General features: G+C 69.5%; 21 protein-coding genes and 1 pseudogene. 9 read left to right on the forward strand and 13 right to left on the reverse strand.

The window, feature by feature from the left end; translation table 11 throughout:
- Positions 1–59: 59 nt before the first annotated feature.
- The 5 genes and pseudogenes from gsiB to INQ48_14245 form a co-directional block, all read right to left on the reverse strand.
- A complete protein-coding gene (gsiB, locus tag INQ48_14225; protein QRF60297.1) occupies positions 60–1,613 on the reverse strand; it encodes a glutathione ABC transporter substrate-binding protein GsiB in 1,554 nt (517 codons plus the stop codon).
- Positions 1,614–1,704: 91 nt separating this feature from the next.
- The gene (locus tag INQ48_14230) at positions 1,705–3,597 is read right to left on the reverse strand and encodes a dipeptide ABC transporter ATP-binding protein (GenBank protein QRF60298.1); all 1,893 of its coding nucleotides are present in this window, start codon (positions 3,595–3,597) and stop codon (positions 1,705–1,707) included.
- A gap of 26 nt (positions 3,598–3,623) precedes the next feature.
- Entirely contained in the window at positions 3,624–4,622 is a 999-nt protein-coding gene (locus tag INQ48_14235) for an isoaspartyl peptidase/L-asparaginase (protein ID QRF60299.1), read from the reverse strand.
- 89 nt (positions 4,623–4,711) lie between these two features.
- A pseudogene (locus INQ48_14240) lies at positions 4,712–5,581 on the reverse strand (MurR/RpiR family transcriptional regulator).
- Between the two features lie 229 nt (positions 5,582–5,810).
- Entirely contained in the window at positions 5,811–6,749 is a 939-nt protein-coding gene (locus tag INQ48_14245) for a LysR family transcriptional regulator (protein QRF60300.1), read from the reverse strand.
- Between the two features lie 116 nt (positions 6,750–6,865).
- Here INQ48_14245 and INQ48_14250 point away from each other — a divergent pair, with 116 nt between their 5' ends.
- Positions 6,866–7,954 (forward strand): tartrate dehydrogenase, encoded by a 1,089-nt coding sequence (locus INQ48_14250; GenBank protein QRF60301.1) that lies wholly within the window; start codon positions 6,866–6,868, stop codon positions 7,952–7,954.
- 74 nt (positions 7,955–8,028) lie between these two features.
- Positions 8,029–9,018 (forward strand): tripartite tricarboxylate transporter substrate binding protein, encoded by a 990-nt coding sequence (locus INQ48_14255; protein ID QRF60302.1) that lies wholly within the window; start codon positions 8,029–8,031, stop codon positions 9,016–9,018.
- Positions 9,019–9,080: 62 nt separating this feature from the next.
- On the opposite strand, the gene INQ48_14260 is transcribed toward INQ48_14255, so the two are convergent.
- On the reverse strand, positions 9,081–9,428 hold the full coding sequence (locus INQ48_14260; GenBank protein QRF60303.1) for an SMI1/KNR4 family protein: 348 nt from the start codon (positions 9,426–9,428) through the stop codon (positions 9,081–9,083).
- A gap of 233 nt (positions 9,429–9,661) precedes the next feature.
- Here INQ48_14260 and INQ48_14265 point away from each other — a divergent pair, with 233 nt between their 5' ends.
- Complete coding sequence (locus INQ48_14265) at positions 9,662–10,690, forward strand: OmpA family protein (protein QRF60304.1); 1,029 nt, start codon at positions 9,662–9,664, stop codon at positions 10,688–10,690.
- A gap of 62 nt (positions 10,691–10,752) precedes the next feature.
- Here INQ48_14265 and INQ48_14270 read toward each other — a convergent pair whose 3' ends face one another.
- The gene (locus INQ48_14270) at positions 10,753–11,982 is read right to left on the reverse strand and encodes a diaminopropionate ammonia-lyase (protein ID QRF60305.1); all 1,230 of its coding nucleotides are present in this window, start codon (positions 11,980–11,982) and stop codon (positions 10,753–10,755) included.
- 28 nt (positions 11,983–12,010) lie between these two features.
- Positions 12,011–13,201: an amidohydrolase gene (locus tag INQ48_14275; protein QRF60729.1), complete on the reverse strand. Its 1,191-nt coding sequence runs from the start codon at positions 13,199–13,201 to the stop codon at positions 12,011–12,013.
- 87 nt (positions 13,202–13,288) lie between these two features.
- Between INQ48_14275 and INQ48_14280 the strand changes: the two genes are divergently transcribed.
- The 3 genes from INQ48_14280 (at position 13,289) to INQ48_14290 (ending at position 15,959) form a co-directional block, all read left to right on the forward strand.
- A complete protein-coding gene (locus INQ48_14280; protein ID QRF60306.1) occupies positions 13,289–13,780 on the forward strand; it encodes an Lrp/AsnC family transcriptional regulator in 492 nt (163 codons plus the stop codon).
- A 174-nt stretch (positions 13,781–13,954) separates the two neighbouring features.
- Positions 13,955–14,827, forward strand: a complete 873-nt coding sequence (locus INQ48_14285) for an alpha/beta hydrolase (protein ID QRF60307.1) — start codon at positions 13,955–13,957, stop codon at positions 14,825–14,827.
- Between the two features lie 103 nt (positions 14,828–14,930).
- Positions 14,931–15,959, forward strand: coding sequence for an aldo/keto reductase (locus tag INQ48_14290; protein ID QRF60308.1), 1,029 nt, complete (start codon positions 14,931–14,933; stop codon positions 15,957–15,959).
- A 141-nt stretch (positions 15,960–16,100) separates the two neighbouring features.
- On the opposite strand, the gene INQ48_14295 is transcribed toward INQ48_14290, so the two are convergent.
- Together INQ48_14295 and INQ48_14300 are read right to left on the reverse strand one after the other, a co-directional pair.
- On the reverse strand, positions 16,101–17,006 hold the full coding sequence (locus INQ48_14295) for a LysR family transcriptional regulator (protein ID QRF60309.1): 906 nt from the start codon (positions 17,004–17,006) through the stop codon (positions 16,101–16,103).
- The gene (locus INQ48_14300) at positions 17,003–17,221 is read right to left on the reverse strand and encodes a hypothetical protein (GenBank protein ID QRF60310.1); all 219 of its coding nucleotides are present in this window, start codon (positions 17,219–17,221) and stop codon (positions 17,003–17,005) included. The genes INQ48_14295 and INQ48_14300 overlap by 4 nt, the downstream gene beginning before the upstream one ends.
- Before the next feature lie 3 nt (positions 17,222–17,224).
- Between INQ48_14300 and INQ48_14305 the strand changes: the two genes are divergently transcribed.
- From INQ48_14305 to INQ48_14315, 3 genes are read left to right on the forward strand one after another with little or no spacing between them, the layout of a single operon-like run.
- Entirely contained in the window at positions 17,225–18,397 is a 1,173-nt protein-coding gene (locus INQ48_14305) for an FAD-binding oxidoreductase (GenBank protein ID QRF60311.1), read from the forward strand.
- A gap of 46 nt (positions 18,398–18,443) precedes the next feature.
- Positions 18,444–19,469, forward strand: a complete 1,026-nt coding sequence (locus INQ48_14310; GenBank protein ID QRF60312.1) for a fructose-bisphosphate aldolase class I — start codon at positions 18,444–18,446, stop codon at positions 19,467–19,469.
- Between the two features lie 43 nt (positions 19,470–19,512).
- Positions 19,513–20,808: an acetyl-CoA hydrolase/transferase family protein gene (locus INQ48_14315; GenBank protein ID QRF60313.1), complete on the forward strand. Its 1,296-nt coding sequence runs from the start codon at positions 19,513–19,515 to the stop codon at positions 20,806–20,808.
- Here INQ48_14315 and INQ48_14320 read toward each other — a convergent pair.
- The 3 genes from INQ48_14320 to INQ48_14330 form a co-directional block, all read right to left on the reverse strand.
- The gene (locus tag INQ48_14320) at positions 20,805–21,053 is read right to left on the reverse strand and encodes a hypothetical protein (GenBank protein ID QRF60314.1); all 249 of its coding nucleotides are present in this window, start codon (positions 21,051–21,053) and stop codon (positions 20,805–20,807) included. The two genes, INQ48_14315 and INQ48_14320, sit on opposite strands and share 4 nt — an antisense overlap.
- Positions 21,054–21,060: 7 nt before the next feature.
- A complete protein-coding gene (gene msrA / locus INQ48_14325) occupies positions 21,061–21,762 on the reverse strand; it encodes a peptide-methionine (S)-S-oxide reductase MsrA (protein ID QRF60315.1) in 702 nt (233 codons plus the stop codon).
- Between the two features lie 105 nt (positions 21,763–21,867).
- Positions 21,868–22,119 (reverse strand): pentapeptide MXKDX repeat protein, encoded by a 252-nt coding sequence (locus INQ48_14330; GenBank protein ID QRF60316.1) that lies wholly within the window; start codon positions 22,117–22,119, stop codon positions 21,868–21,870.
- Between the last annotated feature and the right edge of the window lie 57 nt (positions 22,120–22,176).

Raw genomic sequence — 22,176 nt, forward strand, 5'->3', positions numbered from 1 at the left:
CCGGCGGCGGGGTGCCGCCGGCCATCGCGCGGTCAGTCAGGAAACGGAGAGACCCGCGATCAGTTCGCCACCGACATCGCGTCGATGTTGATGTTGGCGTCGGGCATCACGAACACGCCCGTCAGCCGCTTCGAATGCGCCGACAGGTTCTGCTCCGTCACCAGCGGCAGGCGCGGCAGGTCCTTGCGGATCTGTTCCTGCGCGGTCTTGTAGAGCGCGGCCTTCTCGGTTTCGTCGACCGACACCAGCGCCTTGGCCAGCGCGTTGTCGACCACCTCGCTCTTGTAGAACGACATGTTGTTGAGCTTCGGCGCCCACGACTCGGAGGCGAACAGCGGGCGCAGGCCCCAGTCGGCCTCGCCGGTCGACGAGGACCAGCCGGTGTAGTACAGGCGAACCTTGGCGGTCTTGGGATCGGGCCAGGCATCGACCTGCTCGGTGCGCTGGCCCACTTCGAGCGCCTGCACCTGCAGCTTGATGCCGACCTGCGCGAGCTGCTGCTGCACGAACTGGATGGTCTTCTGGCTGGTCGTGTTGTTGTAGGCGCTCCACAGCACCGACTCGAAGCCGTTCGGGTAGCCGGCCTCGGCCAGCAGTTCCTTGGCCTTCTTCACGTCGTAGGGCACGGGTGCCATCTTCTCGGCGTACTTCACGCCCTGGGGCATCACGCCCTGCGCGGGGATCGCATAGCCGCCGAAGGCCACCTTGGCCAGCGCTTCCTTGTTGATGGCGTAGCCGATGGCCTCGCGCACCTTCTGGTTGTCGTAGGGCTTCTGCAGCATGTTGAAGGCCAGGAAGCGCGTGATGATCGAGGGCGAGGCCACGACCTCGAGCTTGTCGCTCTTCTTCAGCAGTTCGGCCTGCTCGTAGGGGATCGGGAACGCGAAGTCGGCCTCGCCGGTCTGCATCATCGCGGCGCGCGTGTTGTTCTCGAGCACCGGCTTCCACTGCACGGTGTCGACCTTCGGGAAGCCCTTCTTCCAGTAGCCGTCGAACTTCTTGGCCTTGACCGCCTCGGTCTGCTTCCATTCGACGAACTCGAAGGGGCCGGTGCCCACGGGGTGGAAGGCGATGTCCTTGTTGCCCCACTTCTTGAGCGCGGTCGGCGAGATCATCGCGGCCGAGGCATGGGCCAGCGAGTTGATGAAGGGGCCGAAGGGCTCCTTGAGCGTGATGCGCACGGTGGTCGGGTTCAGCGCCTCGACCTTGCCCACGCGGTTGAACTGGTTGTAGCGCAGCAGCTTGTTGTCCTGGTTCAGCACGCGCTCGAGCGTGAACTTCACGGCCTCGGCGTTGAAGTCGGTGCCGTCGTGGAACTTGACGCCGCTGCGCAGCTTGATGGTGTAGACCAGGCCGTCCTTCGAGACCTCGTAGCCCTCGGCCAGCACGTTCTGCACCTTCAGGTCCTTGTCGAACTGGAACAGGCCTTCGTAGAAGGTCTTGGTCACGGCCGTGGTGATGGTGGTGTTGGTGTTGTACGGGTCCAGCGTCTCGGGCTGGTAGCCGATGGCGAGCACCACGTCTTTGGCGGCCAGGGCCGAGCCCGAGGCGGCGAGCGCGGCCAGGCCCAGCAGCGCGGATGCCCATCGCAGGGAGGAAGAGGATGGCTTCATGGGAAGAACTCCAGTCGATTCGTGAAAGAGAGGGAGGAACAAAAAAGCAGGGGGCCCTGCGACGGAAAAACGAAGGAAAAACTCAAAGGCGTCAGAAAGCGCCGCCGATGGCGTGCCGCGCCACGAAATGGCCCGGCGCCACCTGTACCAGCGGCGGCACCTCGGGCTCGTCGCCCACGGCGCGGATCGGGCTCGGGATCTCGCCCTCGAGCAGCGCGCGCTGCTTGTGGCGGCGCGAGGGATCGGCCACCGGCACCGCCGCCATCAGCTTGCGCGTGTAGGCATGCTGCGGCGCCTCGAACACCGCGCGACGCGGGCCGATCTCCACGATCTGCCCGAGGTACATCACGGCCACGCGGTGGCTGATGCGCTCCACCACCGCCATGTCGTGCGAGATGAACAGGAAGGCCACGCCGAGCTCGCGCTGCAGGTCGAGCATCAGGTTGACGATCTGGGCCTGGATCGAGACGTCGAGCGCCGACACCGATTCGTCGGCCACCACCACCTTGGGGTTCAGCGCCAGGGCGCGCGCGATCGCGATGCGCTGGCGCTGGCCGCCCGAGAACTCGTGCGGATAGCGCTGCGCCGCCTCGGGCGGCAGGCCCACCTTCTGCAGCAGCCAGTCGACGCGCTGCTGCGCCTCGGCGCCCTTGGCGATGCCGTGGATCAGCAGCGGCTCCATGATCGAGAAGCCCACCGTCACGCGCGGATCGAGCGAGGCGAAGGGGTCCTGGAAGATGAACTGGATGTTGCGGCGCAGGGCCTGCAGCTCGCGCGTGGGCAGCTCGCGGATGTTCTGGCCGCCGAACTCGATCGCGCCGCTCTGGCTCTCGACCAGGCGCAGCAGCGAGCGGCCGGTGGTCGACTTGCCGCAGCCCGACTCGCCGACCAGCGCCAGCGTCTCGCCGGGGTAGAGGTCGAAGCTGATCTTCTCGACCGCATGCACGCGCCGCTTCACGCGGCCGAAGACGCCGCTGCGCACGTCGAAGCGCGTGACCAGCTCGCGCACGCGCAGGATCGGGCCGGCCTCGGCGCGCACCGTGTCGTGCGGCTCGGTGCGGGTGCCGGGCTCGGCCTGCGCGCCGGTCTCGGTGCGCAGCAGCTCGAACTTGGCCGGCAGCTCGGTGCCCTGCATGGCGCCGAGCTTGGGCACGGCCGACAGCAGCGCGCGGGTGTAGGGATGCTGCGGCGCGCCGAACACGGTGTCCGACGGGCCCGCCTCGACCTTGTCGCCGCGGTACATCACGAGCACGCGGTCGGCGATCTCGGCCACCACGCCCATGTCGTGGGTGATGAACAGCACGCCCATGCGCATCTCCTGCTGCAGCTCGCGGATGAGCTGGAGGATCTGGGCCTGGATCGTCACGTCGAGCGCGGTGGTCGGCTCGTCGGCGATCAGCAGCTGCGGCTTGCACGACAGCGCCATCGCGATCATCACGCGCTGGCGCATGCCGCCCGAGAGCTGGTGCGGGAAGCGGTCGAGCACGTTGCGCGCCTCGGGGATGCGCACCAGCTCGAGCATGCGCAGTGCCTCGGCGCGCGCCGCCGCGTTGCTCTTGCCCTGGTGGATGCGGATGGCCTCGGCGATCTGGTCGCCCGCGGTGAACACCGGGTTCAGCGAGGTCATCGGCTCCTGGAAGATCATCGCGATGTCGGCGCCGCGGATGCCGCGCATCGTGTGGTCGCGCGCCTGCGCGAGGTCGAGCACCTCGCCGTTGCGGCGGCGAAACGCCATGCGGCCGTCGAGGATGCGGCCGCCGCCGTGCTCCACCAGGCGCATCAGCGCGAGCGAGGTCACGGACTTGCCCGAGCCCGATTCGCCCACCACCGCGAGCGTCTCGCCGTGGTCGACGTGGAAGGACAGCTTCTTGACGGCATCGACCGTGCGCTCCGAGGTGGTGAAGCGCACGCTGAGGTCGTCGACCGCGAGCACGCGGTTTTCGGGCAGGTTGGGCAGAGGGGGGAGGGAGGTCGCAGCGGACATGGCGGTCGGGAAGGGAAGCGGTGGCGTCAGGCGAAGATCGCCGTCTTCGGGGTCTCGCGGCCGCGCGCATGGGCGCGGTACATGCCCTCGGTGTTGAAGGGCAGCGCGAGGTTGCCGTGGCGATCGACGGCGATCAGGCCGCCGGTGCCGCCGATGGCCGAGAGCGACTCCATCACCACCGTGCGGGCGGCGGCTTCGAGCGTGGCGCCGGCGTAGGCCATGCGCGCGCAGAGGTCGTGCGCGGCGGCGATGCGGATGAACATCTCGCCGCTGCCGGTGCACGAGACCGCGGCGGTGGCGTCGTCGGCGTAGGTGCCGGCGCCGATCAGCGGCGAATCGCCGATGCGGCCCACGCGCTTGTTGGTCATGCCGCCGGTGGAGGTGGCGGCGGCCAGATGGCCGTGCATGTCGAGCGCGACCGCGCCGACGGTGCCGAACTTGCGGTCCTCGTCGAGCGGGGCATGCGCGAGCGAGGCCATGGCCGCGCCCTCGTGGTCGACCACCACGCGGCCGGTGTCGCGCACGCGGTGCAACTGCTGGCGGCGCGCCTCGGTCGAGAAGTAAGAGGGCTCGACCATCTCGAGCCCGCGCTCGCGCGCGAAGGCCTCGGCCCCGGCGCCCGCGAGCAGCACGTGAGCGCCGTCCTCGAGCACCGCGCGCGCCAGGCGCACCGGGCGGCGCACATGGCACACGCCCGCGACCGCGCCGGCGGCGAGCGTGGCGCCGTCCATCACGGCGGCGTCGAGCTCGTGGGTTTCTTCGTGCGTGAAGACCGCGCCGTGGCCGGCGTTGAACAGCGGGCAGTCCTCGAGCAGTTCGACCGCGAGGCAGGTGGCGTCGAGCGCCGAGGCGCCCTGCAGCAGCGCGGCCTGCGCGGTGGCCACGATGTGGCGCAGCGCCTCGTGATAGGCCGCCGCCTGTTCGGGCGTGGTGTTGCCCGCGCTGATGGTGCCGGCGCCGCCGTGGATGGCGATCACGGGCACGCGCGGGGTGGAAGCGTTGTCGTTCTGGGTGGGGCTGTTCATCGGGAGGTCTTCTTCTTCGGGATGCTGTCCGCGGGCGGCGTGGCCTGCTGGGTCGTGCCGTTCGCGCCATTCGTGCGAGGTCCGTTGCCCCCGTGCAGCCACGGCCGCACCGCCTGCAGGATGCGGCCCGCCGACTGCACCGCGCCCGGCGCGCGCAGCGCCACGGCGCTGGTCAGCGCCTCGATCAGCGCGAGCACGCTGGTCTCGCAGTTGGGGCGGTAGCTGGTCTCGGTCTGGCAATAGAGCGCCACGTCGGCCAGCGGTGCCAGCGGTGAGCTCGGCCGGTCGGTCAGCGCGAGCACCGCGCAGCCCTGGCCGCGCGCGATCTGGGCCAGCGCGATGGTGTCGGTGAGGTAGCGCGGGAAGGTCACGCCGATGAACACGTCCTGCGGCCCCGCATGCATCAGCGTGCGCGCGGCATGGGTCACGCCGCTCACGCCCGAGAGCAGGCGCACGTCGCTGCAGCTGCTGTCGAGCCCGTGCTGCAGCAGGCCCGCGAGCCAGGCGCTGGCGCCGAAGCCGCCGATGTAGATCGAGCGCGCCTTGCCGATGCGCTCCACCGCCGCCTCGCAGGCCGCGTAGTCGAGCGACTGGCGCGTGGCGTCGATGTTGCGGCGGCTCTCCTCGAGCGCCGCGGCGAACACCTCCGACACCGTGGTCGGCCGCTCGAGGTTGCCGCGCAGCCGCTCGACGGGCGCCACCAGCGGCTCGAAGCCGCGCACCAGCTCGGCCCGGAAGGCCGGGTAGCCGTCGAAGTCGAGCGCGCGCGCGAAGCGGTTGGCCGTGGCCACCGACACGCCGGCCGCAGTGGCCAGCTCGTCGATCGGCAGCGTGGCCACCTGCAGCGGATGCTCGAGCACGTAGTCGGCCACCTGCCGGTGCGAGCGGGACAGCCGCGGCAGGGCCTGCGCGATGCGCTGGGCCACGGTGGTGCCTGGAGGGTCGACGTTGGTGCTCATGGGGTTCGGAAGGGCGCCGGAACGGTGCAAATTTGAAAACTGATTTACAAATATAAGTCAGTTAAGAAAATTTTCTGTCATTTTTGGCCGAGTTTGCAAGTTGCGGGCCAGTGCCATGGGGAGATCGGGGCGGGTGAGGGAGGGCGCTGCGCGGGTGCTTTTCCCTCTGGGCGAGGGCGCGCGCGGGCACGGCTGCGAGCGCGGGCTTGGGGATTTCCCTAGGGTCGCGTCAGAACGCGGTCTTGGAGGCCGCCGAGGCCTGCTGCTCGAGCGATTGCGCGAGGAAGTCGACGAAGGCCCGCACCCGCGCCGCGAGCTGGTGGCGCTGCGGGTACACCGCGTAGATGTCGGCATCGGGCGTGTGGAAGGGGCGCAGCACCTGCACCAGCCGGCCGCTGCGCAGGTAGCGCGCGATGTCCCATTCGGCGCGCATCAGGATGCCGTGGCCCTCGAGCGCCCAGTTGACCGCGATCTCGCCGTCGTTGGTGGTCAGCGTGCCGCGCGTCTTCACGGCCTGCGTGCTCGCGCTCGCGCCGCGCCCGCTCGACAGCCGCCACAGGCCGTAGGCCTCCTCGCCCTGGCGGATGCCGATGCAGTTGTGGCGCGTGAGGTCGTTCGGCACCCTGGGCGTGCCGTGCTTCGCGAGGTAGGCCGGCGCCGCGCACAGCAGCCGCCGGTTGGCCGCGATGCGCCGTGCGATCACGCGCGCCTCGGGCGGCGCGCCGAAGCGCACGCAGACGTCGAACGAATCCTCGGTCAGCGGCGGCGGGTTCACCGACAGCTGCAGCTGCACCTCGACCTCGGGATGCCGGCGCACGAACTTCGAGATCAGCGGCGCCACGTGGCTGCGCCCGAAGCCCAGCGTGGCGTTGACGCGCAAGAGGCCCTGCGGCACCGCCTTCGACACGCCGAGCTGCTCGCCCAGGCTCTCGATGTCGGCCAGGATGCGCCGCGCCTGCGCGAGGTAGAGCTCGCCTTCGGGCGTGAGGCCCATGCGCCGCGTGGTGCGGTTGACCAGGCTCACGCCGAGCCGCGCCTCCATTTGCGCGAGATGCTTGCTCACGGCGGCCGTCGTGATGCCGAGTTCGCGCGCCGCCGCGCTGAGGCTGCCGGCGCGCGCCAGCGCCGAGAAGAAGCCGAGGTCGGCGGGTTGGATCTCGTGGGCCATCGCGGTTCTGACTGTTGACTTGAAGTTGACGATGGATTGACTTTAGGGGCGATCCGATCGCGCGTCGAGTTCCTACAGTCGAAGCCATTCCAACACCGCAGCGACGCAGCTACACCATGAAGACCTACAGGATCGCAACCATTCCCGGCGACGGCATCGGCAAGGAGGTGGTGCCGGCCGGGCGCGAGGTGCTCGAGGCGCTGGCCGCCGGCAGCGAGCGCTTCGGCTTCGAGTTCGAGGATTTCGGCTGGGGCGGCGACTACTTCCGCGCCCACGGCGAGATGATGCCGGCCGACGGCCTCGACGCGCTGCGCGACAAGGACGCGATCCTGTTCGGCTCGGCCGGCGATCCGCACATCCCCGACCACGTCACCCTGTGGGGCCTGCGCCTGAAGATCTGCCAGGGCTTCGACCAGTACGCCAACGTGCGGCCCACGCGCATCCTGCCCGGCATCGACGGCCCGCTCAAGCGCTGCGGCCCCGGCGATCTCGACTGGGTCATCGTGCGCGAGAACTCCGAGGGCGAGTACGCCGGCGTCGGCGGCCGTGTGCACCAGGGCCATGCGATCGAGGCTGCGACCGACGTCTCGATGATGACCCGCGCCGGCGTCGAGCGCATCATGCGCTTCGCCTTCTCGCTGGCCCGCTCGCGGCCGCGCCGCCAGCTCACCGTGATCACCAAGAGCAATGCCCAGCGCCATGCGATGGTGATGTGGGACGAGATCGCCGTGCAGGTGGCCAGGGAGTTCCCCGACGTGCGCTGGGACAAGGAACTGGTCGACGCCGCCACCGCGCGCATGGTCAACCGGCCGGCCTCGCTCGACACCATCGTCGCGACCAACCTGCATGCCGACATCCTCAGCGACCTGGCCGCCGCGCTCGCGGGCAGCCTCGGCATCGCACCCACCGGCAACATCGATCCCGAGCGCCGCTTCCCCTCGATGTTCGAGCCCATCCACGGCTCGGCCTTCGACATCATGGGCCAGGGCCTGGCCAACCCGGTCGGCACCTTCTGGTCGGTGGTGATGATGCTCGAGCACCTCGGCGAGCCCGAGGCCGCCGCGCGTCTGATGCGCGCCATCGAACAGGTCACGGCCGACACCTCGCTGCACACGCGCGACCTCGGCGGCAGCGCCACCACCGCCGACGTGACCCGCGCCGTCTGCGCGCTGCTGGCCCCGCTGCCCGAGCGCCAGGCCGCCTGAGTTTTCCGCCCCCGGGGCCGGAGAGGGCGTGCGCGCACGGCCGGCCATTGCCACGACAAAAAAGGAGACAACCCGTGACCCAGCCCATCGTCCGCCGCCGCGCGGCACTGACCGCGCTCGCCGCCGCCTTCACCCTGGCCCTGGCCACCACGACCGCGGCCGCCCAGGCCTGGCCGGCCAAGCCCATCAACCTCGTCGTTCCCTTCCCGCCGGGCGGCAGCTCCGACGTGCTGGCGCGCTCATTGAGCGACAAGCTCTCGCAGAGCCTGGGCCAGCCCGTGGTGGTCGAGAGCCGCCCCGGCGCCGGCGCCACGCTCGGCGCCGACTACGTGGCCAAGGCGCGGCCCGACGGCTACACCCTGCTGATGGGCGCCGTGCACCACACCATCGCCACCAGCGTCTACCGCAAGCTGCCCTACGACTTCGAGAAGAGCTTCGCGCCGATCACCACCGTCGCGCTGGTGCCCAACGTGATGGTGGTCAACGCCAAGTCGCCCGCGCGCGATGCGCAGGCGCTGATCGCCCAGGCCAAGGCCGCGCCGGCCAGGCTTTCGTATGGCTCGAACGGCAACGGCACCGTGCAGCACCTGATCGGCACCCAGCTCTCGGCCCTGTCGGGCATCGAGTTGCTGCACGTGCCCTACAAGGGCAGCGCGCCGCTCACAACCGACCTGCTCGGCGGCCAGGTCGACATGTCCTTCGACACCCTGACGCCCGTGCTGCAGCACATCCGCGCCGGCAAGCTGCGCGCGCTCGCCGTGACCACCGCCAGGCGCTCGAGCAGCCTGCCCGACGTGCCGACCCTGGCCGAGTCGGGCCTGAAGGATTTCGATCAGGGCACCTGGTTCGGCATCCTCGCACCGGCGGGCACGCCGAAGGAGATCGTGGACAGGCTCAACGCCGAGATGGTGAAGATCATCCAGTCGCCGGAGTTCAGGAAGCGCATGGAGGAGATCGGGGCGGAACCGGTGGGGGATACGCCGGCGCAGATGGCGGCGCAGATTCGCGGGGATACGGCGAAGTATGCGAGGTTGGTGAAGGAGGCGAGGGTGGCGATCGACTGACGAGGTTGCGCAGGCGTTGTCGCATGGGAAGCCTGCGATTGCCACGACCACCTTGTGGAGCGCTACAGCTCGCAGCCCGAAGCTACCCATTCGTGAAGGGCCTCGGCCACCGCGACGAAGTCGGCGCGCGACATGCTGCCGTGACCCACCAGGTACACCGCGGTCGGCCACCGGTCCGGTGCCACGACGATGGCGCTGCCTCCACCGTCATCGCCGATCGTCAGCCAGCCGGGGCAGTACGTCCTGGTCTCGTAGGTCTCGTTGCGTTCGAGCAGGTCGGCGGGGGCGTAGAAGTGGGCGAGGTCGCCGACGGTGGCACCGTTCAGGCTGGAGAGCAATGCGCGCAAGGGTGATGAGATGGCGCATCCGCTCCATTCTTCGACTGCGCGAAATGGGTCCTCGTGATTCATCGGCTGTGTGCTTGTTGGATGGAGCTGTTTGTGGCAACAGCAGTCGCATGGCTTGTCATAGCGAGCGGTCCGAATCGTCTTGATTGTGCGCATGCTTGCGCGAGGCCGTCCTTCTCCGATTCAGGACAACGAGCTTGCATCCACCACCACAGACCTTCTTCATAGGCCAAAAGGCCGTGCAGCCAAATCATCGGAATTCCTGACAATGGCGCCGTCCATTTCCGGAGTCATCGATGCGTCCGCGTTCCGTCCTCGCCTTCCTTCGGCTGCTGGCCGCCCCGGCATTCGCCGGGCTGTTGTTCCTCTCGACGCTCGTGTGCGCGCAGGACCTGCCCGGCGCCAAGGACAACCCACTGCTCAAGCGCTTCGCGGGCTCGACCATCGTCGGCTACGACTTCAAGCGCTTCGACGAATACCTGGTGCCGACGGGGACCTACAAGGGCTACGACACGACGTCGAGGAAGCGCAGCTGGACCAGCTCCGTGCCGGTCGAGGGCGCGTTGACGCGCCTGTGGTACGAATCGGCGGGCGACACGTCCACGGCGGAGCTGATTCGCAACTACCAGAACGAGGTGCAGGCGGCCGGCGGCGTCACGCTCTACGACTCGGGGCGCGACGAGAACTTCAAGAGCCGCTCCTGCTTCCTCTGCCCCTACAGCTGGAACGAGATCAAGACGAGCCGCAGCACCTACACCTTCTCGGCCGCCGAGGTCGCGACGGCACGCCTGGCGAGCTTCAAGATTCCGCGGCCGCAAGGCGATCTCTACGTGGTCGTCGAGGCCGTGCAATGGGCCAAGGACAGCAAGGACTACAAGGCGGTCAAGGGCGCCTACGCGGCGGTCGACATCATCGAGGTCGGGGCGATGAAGCAGAACATGGTGACGGTGAGCGCGAGCGACATGTCGAAGGCCATTGCCGCCACCGGGCGCGTGGCGCTCTACGGCATCCTGTTCGACACCGCCAAGGCCGACATCAAGCCCGATTCCAAGCCGGCGCTGGACGAGATCGCCAAGCTGCTCAAGGCCGAGCCGGCGCTCAAGCTGCGCGTGGTCGGCCACACGGACAACCAGGGCACGCTGGACAGCAACATCGCGCTGTCGAAGCGGCGCGCGGAAGCGGTCAACGCGGCCCTGGCCAGCCAGTACGCGATCGCGGCCAACCGGCTCGCCGCGTATGGCGTGGCCGATCTGGCGCCGGTCGCCAGCAATGCGGCCGAGGACGGCCGCGCGAAGAACCGGCGCGTGGAGCTGGTGCCGCAGTAGTCCAGCTTCGGGTGCCGCGAAGAGCTTCCACAGCCTGGAAGAGCTGTGCGCGGAGCGACCGCCTACCGCCGAGCCTCCAGGCTCAGCCATTCGCGTTGCGCTGCCAGTACCTCATCCGCGGAGCGGCCCAGCAGTCGTGCATAGACCGAAGGCGCTGTCGCTCCCTCGGTGCTGATCAGGAGCACCTTCGACGAAGCATCGAGCCCGGCCTGCGCCTTCGCCGTCTCGGAGAGCGCGAGCTGCAGCAACGCGGCCGCGCCCGCGGCGCCCGATTCCCCGCTGACCACCGCCACGTCGCGCGCCGATCCCTCGGCCAGCCGCCGCATCGCAGCCACTGCCTCTTCATCCTCCAGCGTGAGGAAGACATCGACCGAGGGCTCGAGGAAGCGCCAGGCCAGGGTCGAGGTCTCGCCGCAGGCGAGGCCGGCCATCACCGAATCGACGCTGCCGGTGGCCACGGCCGGCCGGCCTTCGATGGCGCTGCGCGTGAGGCAGTCGGCCTGGCGCGGTTCGGCGACGATGAGCACGGGGCGGCGCTCGCCGAAGCGTTCCCAGAGGTAGCTCGCCACGCCGGCCGCGAGGCCGCCGACGCCGCCTTGCAGGATCACGTGGGTGAAGGGGCAGGCGCCGCCGGGCTCGGCGGCGAGCTGCTCGAGCGCCTCGTCGACCATCGTGCCGTAGCCCTGCATCACGTCGCGCGGCACATCCTCGTAGCCGGGGTACGCGGTGTCGGACACGACCTGCCAGCCATGCCGTTCGGCGAGCTGCGCGGCATGCGCGACCGAGGCATCGTAGTTGCCCTCGATGCGCACGATCTCGGCGCCGAAGTCGGCAATGGCGCGTTCGCGCTCGGCGCTCACGTGCCGGTGCAGCACGATCACGCAGCGCACGCCCACGCTGCGCGCCGCCGCGGCGAGCGCGCGGCCGTGGTTGCCGTCGGTGGCGCTGATGACGACGAGGTCCTTCAAGGCACGCGCGTGTTCGCCGCGCAGCACCGCGTCGGCGTTCCAGTGGGAATGGCGCCGCAGCACCAGCCGCACCAGCGCGGCCGGTGCGCCGAGCGCCTTGAAGCTGCCGAGCGGCGAGCGCAGCGACTCGTCCTTGAGGAACACTTCGGCGATGCCGCAGGCCTGCGCCAGGTCGCTCAGGCGGCGCAGCGGCGTGGGTTCCGGCGCGAGCAGCGACCAGCGCGAGAGCCACGCGCGCGTGGCGCGTGCCTCGTCGATGCAGAGGATGCGGCGCAGCGCCTCGGGGTAGGGCGCGCGCACGGCGCGGGCATTGCGGACCAGCATGTCGAGCTTTCGAAGGAAGGGAGGGGGATCAGCGCGGCAGCCGCATGCGCACCAGCTCCGCGAAGTAGCGCGCGCCGATCTCGAGCACCTCGTCGTTGAAGTCGTAGCCCGCGTTGTGCAGCGGCGTGCCGCCAGGCTGGCCGTCGGCACCGTTGCCGAGGAACACGAAGGCACCGGGTACGACGCGCAGGAAGGCGCCGAAGTCCTCCGAGGCCATCATCGGCACGGTGTTCGCGTCCACGCGCGCGGCGCCGAGCACCGCGGTCGCGGCGGCCACGGCATGCGGCACGCATTCGGGCCAGTTCACCGTGGGCTCGAACTCGTGCGTGTACGAGAACGCGCATTCGGCGCCATGCAGTCGGCAAACGCCCTCGCTGATCTCGCGCATGCGCCGCTCCAGCGTGGCCTGCACGGCGGGGTCGTAGCTGCGGGTGTCGCCCTTGATGACGACGTTCGAGGGGATCGCGTTGCGGATGCCGTCGGTGATGAACTCGGTGCACGAGACCACGGCCTGCGCGCCCGGGTCGAGGCTGCGCGAGACGATGGTCTGCAGCGCGAGCACGATCTCGGCGCCGATCACGATCGGGTCGATGCCCATGTGCGGCCGCGCCGCATGGGTGCCGCGGCCGCGCACATGGATCGTGAAGTTGTCTTCGCTTGCCATGATGCCGCCCGCGCAGGTGGCGATGGTGCCGGCCGCGATGCCGGGCATGTTGTGCAGGCCGTAGATCTCGTCGACGGGGAAGCGCTCGAACAGGCCGTCGGCCATCATCGCCTTGGCGCCGCGGCCGTGTTCCTCGGCGGGCTGGAAGATGAAGCGCACGGTGCCGTCGAAGTCCTGGCGTTCGCGCAGCAGCCGCGCCGCGCCGAGCACGATCGACATGTGGCCGTCGTGACCGCAGGCGTGCATCTTGCCCGGCGTGGCCGAGGCATGGGCGCGGCCCGGCGCCGACTCGGCGATGTCGAGCGCATCCATCTCGGCGCGGATGCCGATCGCGCCGCGGCCGTCGCCCACGCGCAGGTTCGCCACCAGCCCGGTGCCGCCGATGCCCTCGTGCACCTCGAGGCCCAGCGCGCGCAGCGTGCGCGCGACGAAGGCCGAGGTGCGGTGCTCGGCGAAACCGGTCTCGGGAATGGTGTGCAGGTAGCGGCGCCAGCCCGAGAGTTCGGCATCGAGCGGCGCGTCGGGGGCGAGGGTGGCGGTGTCATGGGCAACAATGCTATTTCGCCGACCCCTGAATTTGCGCGCATTGAAGGGGCTGTCGGCGCAATTTCATTCCACCCGCCACGCCTGCCGGTCCCGCCCATGCCCACGCCCCTCGATGCCTACGACCTCAAGCTGCTGGCGCTGGTGCAGCAGGACGCGCGCCTGCCGCAGGGCGAGCTGGGCCAGCAGGTGCACCTGTCGGCCGCGGCGGTCAACCGGCGCCTGAAGCGCATGGCCGACGAGGGCGTGATCGAGCGCCATGCGGCGATCGTCAACCCCGATGCGGTGGGCTGCGAGCTCACGGTGATCGTCGAGGTCGAGGTGGAGAGCGAGCGCGTCGACCTGCTCGATGCGATGAAGCGCAGCTTCCAGGCCTGCCCGCAGGTGCAGCAGTGCTACTACGTGGCGGGCGAGTGTGACTTCGTGCTGATCTTCGCGGTGCGCAGCATGGCCGACTACACGCGGCTCACGCGCGAGCTGTTCTTCGAGAACAACAACGTGAAGCGCTTCAAGACGCTGGTGGCCATGAGCCGGGTGAAGGTGGGGCTCACGGTGCCGGTGGACGAGGCCCTCAAGGAGATCGCGCCCTGACCGCATCGTCGTTGTCGCTCGGCATGCGGCCATAGGCGCCATCGTGCCGTCGCGAGGCGTGTGGACATGGCGCCACAGCCGGGCCGATCCGACCGGCGAGGTTGACGCTGCCCGGCCCCCGGCGCAGCATCCCGCCCGGCACGACGTGTGCCGGGGTAGAAGAAGAGGAACCACATGAGACAAGAAAGATGGCGCCGCGCACTCGCGGCCGTGTGCGGTTGCGTGCTGGTCGCGGCGATGGCGGCCTGCGGTGGGGGCGGCGGTGGCGGTGGAGGCGGCGGCCTCCCGATCCTGCCGCCGGCTCCGGCACCCGAGCAGCCCGCGCCGCCGCCGCCATCCTCCACCGGCCGCGTGGTCAGCGAGACCGTCAGCGCCAAGGCCTATGGCGTGGACTACCGCATCGACATCTACATCCCGGCCGGCTACGACGCCGGCACCGATTCATTCGCCACCATCTATGCGCTCGACGGCGATGCCACCAACGGCCTGCCCGACACGCGCTTCGTGAACCTCAAGAACATCCTGCAACGGCGTGGCACCAAGGCCATCCTGGTGGGCATCGGTGGCAGCGCGCGGCGGCAGGAGGACTACAACTTCCCGGGCGCCAACGGCTACCACGCCTTCCTCGTGAAGGAGCTGGTTCCCTACCTCGAGTCGAAGTACCGCATGGACCCGAAGCGCCGCATGCTCTCGGGCTTGTCGACCAGCGGCAACCTGGCCGCGACCGCGATGTTCCTCGAGGCGCCCGACCAGCTGGTGTTCTCGTACTTCCTGTCCACCGAAGCCGCCTTCTGGCAGCAGAAGGACGTCAACTACGACCTCGAGCAGAAGATGTTCACCGCGCTGGCCGGCAAGTCGCTGCCCGCGACCATGGTGCTGGCGCGCTGCGACGCCAACTGCAACGGGCCGGTGGTCAAGGAGATGTACGACCGGCTCGCGGCCCGCAACTACAAGGACTTCAAGCTGACGCAGACGGTGTTCAACTCCACGCACGTCGGTTCGGACGTGCTGGCCTTCGAAGACGCAATCTCCAAGCTGCTGCCCTAGAAGCCCGACTGCCGGCCAGGGTTCAGTCCCGCGGCCAACAATGGCTGCCATCCGCGGGCCGTCGGCCCGCACCACATGGCCCGCGGGCCGAAGGAGCAGCATCTTGGAATACCGTCATCTGGGCCGATCGGGCCTCAAGGTCCCCGTCCTGAGCTTCGGCACCGGAACCTTCGGGGGCAAGGGCGAGTTCTTCCAGGCCTGGGGCAGCACCGACGTGGCCGAGGCCCGCAAGCTGATCGACATCTGCCTCGATGCGGGCGTCAACATGTTCGACAGCGCCGACATCTACTCGGGCGGCGCAGCCGAGTCGGTGCTCGGCGAGGCGATCAAGGGCCGTGCGCGCGACAAGCTGCTGATCTCGACCAAGGCCACCTTCCGCAGCGGCGAGGGCGCCAACGAAGTCGGTTCCTCGCGCTACCACCTGGTCGCCGCGGTCGACGCCGCGCTTAAGCGCCTGGGCACCGACTACATCGACCTGTTCCAGCTGCACGGCTTCGATGCCGCCACGCCGGTGGAAGAGACGCTCTCGACGCTCGACGACCTGGTGCGCGCCGGCAAGCTGCGCTACGTGGGCGCCTCCAACTTCTCGGGCTGGCACCTGATGAAGTCGCTGGGCGTGGCCGAGCGCTACGGCTATCCGCGCTACGTGGCGCACCAGGCCTACTACTCGCTGGTGGGCCGCGACTACGAATGGGAGCTGATGCCGCTGGCGCAGGACCAGGGCGTGGGCGCGGTGGTGTGGAGCCCGCTGGGCTGGGGCCGCCTCACCGGCAAGATCCGCCGCGGCCAGCCGCTGCCGGCCAACAGCCGCCTGCACGTGACGGCCGACATGGGCCCGCCGGTGCCCGACGAGCTGCTCTACCGCGTCGTCGATGCGCTCGAGAAGATCGCCGGCGAGACCGGCAAGACGGTGCCGCAGGTGGCGCTGAATTGGCTGCTGCAGCGCCCGACGGTGTCGAGCGTGGTGATCGGCGCGCGCGACGAGCAGCAGCTGCGCCAGAACCTCGGCGCGGTGGGCTGGAACCTCACGAAGGAGCAGGTGGCCGAGCTCGACGTGGCGAGCACGACGACGCTGGCCTATCCGTACTGGCACCAGCGCGGTTTCGCCGAGCGCAACCCGGCGCCGGTCTGACCAGGTATTGACTCCTTCCCCCTTTGGGGGAGGTCGGGATGGGGGCACCGGGCGCATCCATCGCTTCACGGTGTCGACGGGTCGGTGCCCCCACCCCGGCCCTCCCCCAGAGGGGGAGGGAGCAAGAAAAAGACAGGCCGCTCAATCCTTCGCTGCTTCCGGCGTCAGGCTCAGCACCCAGCGCTCGAAATGCTCGAGCGCCCCCGAGGCCGGCCGGCCTTCGGGATAGGCGAAGTAGTAGCCCTGGCTCACGTCGAGGCTGCGGTCGATCGGGATCACGAGCTCGCCGGTGCGCAACTCGTGCTGGATCAACAGGCGCGGCGCCAGGCCCACGCCCATGCCGGCCGCGGTGGCGGCCGTCACCATGGTGAAGAGCTCGTAGCGCGGCCCGCGCGAGGCGTGCACCGTGTAGTCCCAGCCCTGCTGCGCATACCAGTCGCGCCAGGCATGGGCGCGCGTGCTCAGGTGCACATGGCGGCAGCGCGCGAACGCGGCCTCGTCCCAGGGGCCGTTGGCATCGCGGAAGGCCGGGCTGCACACCGGCACCATCTCGCCCTCGGAGAAGATTCGGCCGCCGCGCGTGTCGGGCCAGAACTGGTCGCCGAAGTAGATCGCGGCGTCGTAGGCGTTCTCCTGGAACGAGAAGGGCTGCGAGCGCGCCGACAGGTTGACCGTGATGTTGGGATGCAGCCGGCTGAAATCGGGCAGGCGCGGAATCAGCCACTGGGTGGCGAAGGTGGGCACCACCGCCACCTCGAGCACGAAGCCCATGTCGTGGCCGGCGGCGATCTCCAGCGTGTCGCGCCGGATCTGGTCGAGGTGGCGGCGGATGCGCGCCGCGTACTCGCGGCCCACGTCGGTCAGCGTGAGCCGGCGCCGCACGCGCGAGAACAGCGCCACGCCGAGCCGCTGCTCGAGCATCGCCACCTGGCGGCCGACCGCGCTCTGCGTGAGCGCCAGTTCGCTCGCGGCGCGCGTGAAGCTGCCCAGCCGCGCCGAGGCCTCGAAGGCCTGCAGCGCGCCGAGGTTGGGTATGTCTTTTCTCATCTCGCCTGCTTGTCCTGGTGGGCCGATTCTGGCGCGGCCCGCTTTGCGCCCGCCAGCGCCACTCTAATCGGCGTCAGCCCTGCCGCGACGACATGGCCGAAGTGCCGGCCGCGCTGCTGCGCCGCGGTCGCGTGTTTGTGGGTACGCTGGAGGGCGCGCGCCGCGGCTGGCGCATGACGCGGGGCAGTGACGATGACGAGCGAAGCGAAAGGCATTCCATGCGGCGTGTGGTGATCATCGGCGGCGGGGCCATCGGCTCGGCCATCGCCTATTTCCTGACCGGCGATCCGGCGCAGGAGCCCTTCGAGGTCACGGTGGTCGAGCGCGACTTCTCGTACAGCCAGGCTTCGTCGGCGCTGTCGGCCAGCTCGATCCGCCAGCAGTTCTCGACCGCCATCAACATCGAGATGTCGCGCTACGGCATCGACTTCTTCCGCGGCCTGGGCCGGACGCTGCGCGTGGGCGACGACGAACCCGACATCGGCCTGGTCGAGCCCGGCTACCTCTACCTGGCCTCGGCGGCGGGCGAGGGCGTGCTGCGCGAGAACCATGCGCTGCAGAAGGCCCATGCGGTCGATGTGGCGCTGCTCGAGCCCGAGGCGTTGAAGGCGCGCTTTCCGTGGCTCGACACCGAGGGCGTCGCGCTGGGATCGCTGGGCCTGTCGGGCGAGGGCTGGTACGACGGCTACAGCCTGCTGCAGGCTTTCCGCAAGAAGGCCGTGTCGCAGGGCGTGCGCTATGTGCAGGCGCAGGCGACCGGGCTGCAATGCGAAGGGCGCCTCGTGCGCGGCGTCGTGCTCGCCGACGGCCAGGCCCTGCCGGCCGACGTGGTCGTCAATGCCGCGGGCGCCTGGGCCGCGACGGTGGCGCGCTGGGCCGGCATCGACCTGCCGGTGCGCGGTCGGCGCCGCAGCGTGTTCAGCTTCTCGTGTCCCGAGGCCTTGCCCGGCTGCCCGCTGGTGATCGACACCTCGGGCATCTGGCTGCGTCCCGAGGGCCGCCAGTTCATCTGCGGCTTCGCGCCGCCCGAGGACCAGGACCCCGACGACGCGCCGCTCGAGGTCGAGTACGAGGCCTTCGACAGCTTCATCTGGCCCACGCTGGCCGAACGCGTGCCGGCCTTCGAGGCCATCCGCATGACCGGCGCCTGGGCCGGCTACTACGAGATGAACCTGTTCGACCACAACGCCATCCTCGGCCTGCACCCGGACTGCGACAACCTCTACTTCGCCAACGGCTTCTCGGGCCATGGCCTGCAGCAATGCCCGGCGGCGGGGCGCGGCGTGGCCGAACTGATCCGCTTCGGCGGCTACCGCAGCCTCGACCTGTCGGCGGTGGGCTTCGAACGCATCCTGCGCAACGCGCCGCTCTTGGAGCGCAACGTCATCTAGGGACAAGTCTTGCGGGCGTAGGATGGCCCCCGAAAGGTGTCCCGACATGACCGCCAAGACATTGACCGACACGGCCGCCGCGCTGCTGGCCGCCGACAAGGGGCTGCTCGCGATGGACGAGAGCAACGCCACCTGCAACAAGCGCTTCGCCGCGCTCGGCATCCCACAGACCGAGGCGGCGCGGCGCGACTGGCGCGAACTGATCGTCACGGCGCCGGGGCTCGCCGACAGCATCGGCGGCGCGATCCTGTTCGACGAGACGCTGCGCCAGACCACCAATGCCGGCGTGCCCTTCGCGCAGGCCCTGGCCGCCGCGGGCATCGTGCCGGGCATCAAGGTCGACACCGGCGCCAAGCCGCTCGCGGGCCATCCGGGCGAAACGGTGACCGAGGGCCTCGACGGCCTGCGCGAACGGCTGGCCGAGTACGCGGGCCTGGGCGCGCGCTTCGCCAAGTGGCGCGGCGTGATCGCGATCGGCGCGGGCCTGCCCAGCAGCGCCTGCATCCACGTCAACGCGCATGCGCTCGCGCGCTATGCGGCGCTGTGTCAGGAAGCCGGGCTGGTGCCTATCGTCGAGCCCGAGGTGCTGATGGACGGAGACCATTCGCTCGCGCGCTGCGCCGAGGTGACCGAAGAAGTGCTGCACCGCACCTTCGCCGAGCTGCGCGCGCAGGGCGTGCTGCTCGAGGGCATGCTGCTCAAGCCGAACATGGTGCTGCCGGCGCAGAACGCCGCCGTGCAGGACGACGTGGCCGCGGTGGCCGATGCCACGGTGCATTGCCTGCTGCGCAGCGTGCCGGCGGCGGTGCCGGGCGTGGCCTTCCTCTCGGGCGGGCAGTCGGCGCAGCTCGCGTCGGCGCGGCTCAATGCGATGAATGCCCGCTTCGGCGCGCGGCTGCCGTGGGCGCTGAGCTTCTCGTTCTCGCGCGCGGTGCAGCAGCCCGCGCTCGATCTCTGGAAGGGCGACCCGGCCCGCGTGGCCGAGGCGCAGAAGGCCTTGGTGTTCCGCACGCGCTGCAACCGGGCCGCGCGGCGCGGCACCTACGATGCGCGCAACGACGCGCCGCTGTAGGCACGACCCCTGTTCGCAACCCAAAGAGGAGACGAGACGCTTCATGGACTTCCAGGACCAGTACCGCCGCAAGCGCGCGAGCGCCGCCGATGCCGTGCGCCAGGTGCGCAACGGCGACATGATCATCGTGCCCACGGGCGTGGGCGAGCCGCCCGCGCTGCTCGAGGCGCTGTCCGAGCAGCGGCGCGATTTCCGCGACGTCAAGGTCGCGCAGATCCTCGCGATGCGCAAGTACGCCTACATCGATCCCGAGACGGTGGCGCACGTGCGCCACGTCGCGCTGTTCTTCGGCGGCGCCACGCGCGCGGGCGGGCAGGAGGGCTGGATCGATTTCCTGCCCAACTACTTCTCGGAGATCCCGGCGCAGATCGAGCGCGGCCAGATTCCGGCCGACGTGGTCTTCAGCATGGCTTCGCCGATGGACGCGCACGGCTACTTCGCGCTGAGCCTGGGCGCGGACTACACGATGGCCGCCGTGGCCAGGGCGCGCGCGGTGGTGCTCGAGGTCAACCCGAACGTGCCTTTCGCGCATGGCGCCTGCCATGTGCACGTGTCGCGGGTGGCGGCGCTGGTCGAGAGCGAGGCGCCCGTGCTCGAGGTGGGCCTGCCCAAGATCGGTCCGGTGCAGCAGGCCATCGGCAAGTACGTGGCCGAGCGCATCGACGACGGCTCGACCCTGCAGATCGGCTATGGCGGCATTCCCGACGCGGTGGTGATGCAGCTCACCGCCAAGCGCGACCTCGGCATCCACACCGAGATGATCGGCGACGGCATCCTCACGCTGGTGGAGAGCGGCGCCGTGACCAACCGGCGCAAGAACCACCTGCCGGGCAAGTCGATTGCGACCTTCGCGCTCGGTTCGAGCAAGCTCTACCGCTTCATGGACCGCAACCCGGCGCTCGAGATGCATCCGGTGAACTTCACCAACGACCCCGCGCTCGCCGGCCTCAACGACAACCTGGTCGCGATCAACGCCACCATGCAGATCGATTTGCTGGGCCAGTGCGGTTCCGAGAGCCTGGGCCATGCGCCGTATTCGGGCACGGGCGGGCAGTCGGACTTCGTGCGTGCGGCCAACCGATCGCGCGGCGGCAAGGCCTTCATCGTGCTGCCCTCGACCGCCAAGGGCGACACCATCTCGCGCATCGTGCCCTCGCTGTCGCCCGGCACGCACGTGAGCACGAGCAAGAACGACATCGACTACGTGGTGACCGAGCATGGCGTGGCGCAACTGCGTGGCAAGTCGGCCAAGCAGCGCGCGCGCGAGCTGATCGCGATCGCGCATCCGGACTTCCGCGCCGAACTCGAAGAGCAGGCGGGGCGGCAGAGGCTGCTCTAGGAGCGTTCGGCGCTGGCGCGCTCGCGGCGCCAGTGTCTGAGCAGCAGGTTGCCGAGCCACCCGCCCACGAGCACGCAGACCGCCTGCACCGCGAGCGCGATGACGAAGGCCTGCGACAAGTCGCTTTCGCTCTGGGCCCGGGTCGTCTCGTACCAGTGCCCGACCGCGCGCAGCGCTTCGTTGGCGGCCAGCCCGAGCAGCAACGCGCCGGCGAGGACGAAGGCGATGCGAAGCAGCACGCTCATGGGCGCATCAAACGCCCTTCGCCGCGCTCACCAGCGCGGGCGCCGAGCGATAGCTCTCGGGGAAGAGCTTCTTCAGATCGTCGATCTTGGGCCAGTCGTTGACGACGATGTAGCCGTGATCCGGGTGCTTCGTGAGGAAGTCCTGGTGGTAGTCCTCGGCGGCGTAGAAGGGCTTGCCCGTCTCGATGGTGGTGGCGAGCGGCTTGCCAAAGGTCTTGGCCTGGTTCAACTGGGCGATGTAGGCCTTCGCGATGCGCGCCTGCTCGGCGTTCTCGGCGAACACGGTGGAGCGGTACTGGGTGCCGGAGTCGGGGCCCTGGCGGTTGAGTTCGGTCGGGTCGTGCGCGACCGAGAAATAGATCTGCAGCAGCTTGCCGTAGCTGATCTGCTTCGGGTCGTAGGTGATGCGCACCGATTCGGCATGGCCGGTGCGGCCCGAGCCGACCTCGTCGTACTTGGCGGTCTTCGCATCGCCGCCCGCATAGCCCGAGACGGCGTTGCTCACGCCCTGCACGCGCTGGAACACGCCCTGCACGCCCCAGAAGCAGCCGCCCGCGAAGACGGCGGTTTCGGTCTTGGCGGCGGGTGGCGCGACGAGGTCGGCGGTGGGGGCGGGCACGCGGCGCGCGGGCTCGGCCGACGAGGGCACGGCATGCCAGACCAGGGCCGCGGCGGCGAGGGTGGCGGCGGTGAATGCGAGGGATTTCATGGAGGATCCTTGAGGGGAGGTGGCCACGCGGGAGCGACCGCCGGAGGCGACATTGCCGCCGATTCCGGCGGCCGTCAATGCCGCGTCGGGTTCGGGTGCCTTTTCTTACTTCTTCATCGCGTCCTTGCCCATGGCATCCTTCTTCATCGCGTCCTTGGACATGGAGTCTTTGGCCATCGAGTCCTTCTTCATGCCGTCTTTCGACATGGAGTCCTTCGCCATCGAATCCTGCTTCATGGCATCTTTGGACATCGAGTCCTTGGCCATGCCATCCTTGGCCATCTCGTCGGCGGCAAAAGCGGAGGCGCCGGCGAAGGCGAGGCAGGTGGCGAGCAGGGTTGCGCTGAGCTTGTTCATTGGGAAGTCTTTCGGGTTGAGGTTTCACTTTTCAAGAGAGGCGCGGTTCGTCGAGGA

The sequence above is a fragment of the Variovorax paradoxus genome (assembly GCA_016806145.1).
In the GTDB taxonomy this organism is placed as follows: domain Bacteria; phylum Pseudomonadota; class Gammaproteobacteria; order Burkholderiales; family Burkholderiaceae_C; genus Variovorax.